The organism is Lishizhenia sp., from assembly GCF_057456495.1.
Window position 1 is genome coordinate 1 of record NZ_JBVCPV010000262.1, and the last position, 3,127, is coordinate 3,127.

Annotated in this window: 3 protein-coding genes; all 3 read left to right on the plus strand. The window is 36.2% G+C overall.

Annotated features, from left to right (window positions below; translation table 11 throughout):
• On the plus strand, nt 1-301 hold a 301-nt coding region (locus tag AC22ZQ_RS13755), incomplete at its 5' end, for an L-threonylcarbamoyladenylate synthase (protein ID WP_318959339.1).
• The gene (locus AC22ZQ_RS13760; RefSeq protein ID WP_318959340.1) at nt 301-1,623 is read left to right on the plus strand and encodes a DEAD/DEAH box helicase; all 1,323 of its coding nucleotides are present in this window, start codon (nt 301-303) and stop codon (nt 1,621-1,623) included. The genes AC22ZQ_RS13755 and AC22ZQ_RS13760, both read left to right, overlap by 1 nt.
• A 596-nt stretch (nt 1,624-2,219) precedes the next feature.
• Nucleotides 2,220-3,127 (plus strand): hypothetical protein (locus tag AC22ZQ_RS13765; RefSeq protein ID WP_318959341.1); only part of this gene is annotated, 908 nt, incomplete at its 3' end.

Genomic DNA, 3,127 nt, shown 5'->3' on the forward strand with positions numbered 1-3,127 from the left:
CATTATATATGACAACCCAAAGGGATTGGCCAACAATGTATTAGCACAAGACGGTTCTATAGGGATACGTTTAACCAATCACCCGGTGGTCAATCAACTGATTCAAAGCATACGTAAACCTATTGTTTCAACAAGTGCTAATATCAGCGGTGAACCAACACCAACTTGTTTTGCAGAAATATCTGAAAAGATTAAAACAGGAGTTGATGCCATCGTAGAAGAAGAACTCGATAAAGTTTGTAAGCAAGCTTCATCCATCATAAAAATAGGAGCTGATAGCTCTGTAAAAGTAATCCGATAATGGAATTCAAAGATTTTAAACTCACCAAGCAGTTACAAAATGCCTTGGCCGAAATGGAGATCACCACTCCTACTCCAATTCAGGAGAAAACTTTACCTGTAATTTTAGCAGGAAAAGATGTTGTAGGTATCGCCCAAACTGGTACGGGTAAAACTTTGGCTTTCCTTTTACCGGTATTGCGCGATTTAAAATATAGCGAGCAAAAAACACCTCGTGTACTTATCCTTGTTCCCACACGAGAACTGGTGGTGCAGGTTTGTGAAGAAATTGAAAAGCTTACCCAATACATCTCTGTAAGAACATTAGGTGTATACGGGGGTACAAACATCAATACGCAAAAGCAATTGATACACGAAGGTTGTGATATCTTGGTGGCTACACCAGGACGTTTGTTCGATTTGGCCATGACAGGTATCTTGCGTTTCAAAACCATACAGAAGTTGATCATTGACGAATGTGATGAGATGCTTGACCTTGGATTTAGACCTCAATTGAAAAGTATCATAGAATTGTTGCCGGCGAAACGACAAAACTTATTGTTCTCTGCAACGATTGTAGACGAGGTAGAAGATTTGATCAATTCTTATTTCAGAAACCCTGAAAAAATTGAAGCATCTCCTTCTGGAACTCCTGTAGAAAACATAGATCAAAAGTTTGTTTCTGTGCCTAACTTCTATACCAAAATCAATTATCTTAAAATGTTATTGGCCGATAAGGAAACTTATGCCAAAACATTGATTTTTACAGCCAACAAACGTTTGGCTGATTTGGTTTCTGAAGAACTAGAAACAGAATTCCCAGAAGAGTTCGGAACCATACACTCAAACAAGTCACAGAACTACAGGTTGCGTATGGTACAAGAGTTTAAATCGGGAGAATTGCGCGGAATTGTAGCTACCGATTTAGTATCGCGTGGTTTGGACATTGACAAGGTAACACACGTTATCAATATGGACGTTCCTGAAGTTCCTGAAAACTACATGCACCGTGTAGGTAGAACTGGTAGAGCCGAGGCCAAAGGTAATGCCTTAACCTTAGTTACAGAAAAAGAGGAAATCTTTAAACACCACATCGAAGGATTGATGAAATTGGAGATCGCTGCTGATCCTTTACCGGAGGATGTAACGGTTTCTTCAGAACTCATCCTTGAAGAACAACCTGCAGCATTGCACCAACCACTTAAAGTAAAAGTAGTTAAACGCGAAGCGGGTCCAGCCTTCCACGAAAAGAAGGATAAAAACAAGAAAGAAAACTGGGGGAACAGTAAGAAAAACAAGAAATTGGCGAAATACAAGAAACCCAAGAAAAAACGTAGAAAATAGAAACAGAAAAGAGCACTTAAGGGTGCTCTTTTTTTGATTCAAGAATTCAATAATTCAAAAGATTAAAAGATTGAAATCTGAGGATAGTGAAATTCATGTGGACTTATGAGCGTGAATGTTTGTTCACAAGGTATTCACGTTAGAACTTTTTGTTTAAGTGAATGATTTAGCCTCCCTTTAGGAACCTCTGTATGAAAGTATGAGGAAATCTCTTGGGCTTTCGAGCGATAGCCGAAAAACCCTATATCTCCTATCCGAAAAAAATTCTTATCAATTATCACTAATCACTTGCGACTTCTAAATACATTTAAATTTAATTATATGTAGATCAAACGTTTTTTGAATTCTTGAATCTTCGCATTCTCGTTAGGTTATACAGATATACTAGCTCAAACGAAGATAAAGCGCAGCTGGTATGACAAAACCATTCACCTACAACAAAGTGAAACCAACTTTACTCCTAAAGAAATTCAAAAAAATAATTAGTTTTAAACCACAAAGACCAACAACCACCACTATTCTCCAGAATTCAGGCGGTTTTAAATAATTAAAAAAGGTTTATTTATACACTTGTTATAGCCAATAAGAAAATAGAAATGAGAAGATTAATCACAATTGCACTTTTATCCATATCAACTTTAGGATTTGGACAGGACTACAATTTCCAACCTAAATGGACTAAAGGGGACGTTAAGCAAATCACAATTACCCAGGTTGAAAAAGTATTTGAAGATGACAAACTCATCTCAGACACGATTACGTATAATCACGCCACAATTAAAGTTTTAAAGGAAAATAAGGACAGTTATAGTCTTGAAATTCTGATGGAAAACCAAGCGTTACGCTCTTCAATTGAACTATATGATAAACTTGGAGAAGAATTAAAGGACTACAAAGATTTGAAGTTGATTTATTCAGTTAATAAAGAAACTGCTGAATCCGAACTTTTGAATTGGAAAGAAGCTCAAAAATTTATGAATGAAAGCTTAGACCAAATAACAAATATACTTGAAGATAAAACGCCAGATATGGCATCATATATCGGAATGATATTTATGCCCATAAAAGAAATATTCAAAAGCAAAGAAAACATAGAAGCGTACATGGAAGATAACATTAGATACATCTTAACACCTTTTAGTAAGAATTTTAAAGTTGGAGATACAATTACCACGACTGAAACAGGAGAAAATCCATTTATTCCAATGCAAGAAATATCAACGACAACTCTTCTTACCCTAGAGTCTGTTAATAAAGAAGCAAAAACATGTATGATTAGTCAAGAAGTTGAACTTGACTTAACTGAATTCATTGAAATGATGAAAGGAATGATGCAGAAAATGGCTGAATCATACGGTGCAAACGACAGCATCACAGCCGAAAAAAGTAAAGAAATGGATGAGTTTGAAATGGACATTGAAAATCTTCAAGTTATCACTTTTGACTACCAAACGACATGGGTTACTAAAGTTGTTGGCACAGAAATAGTCTCGGGAACTGACCC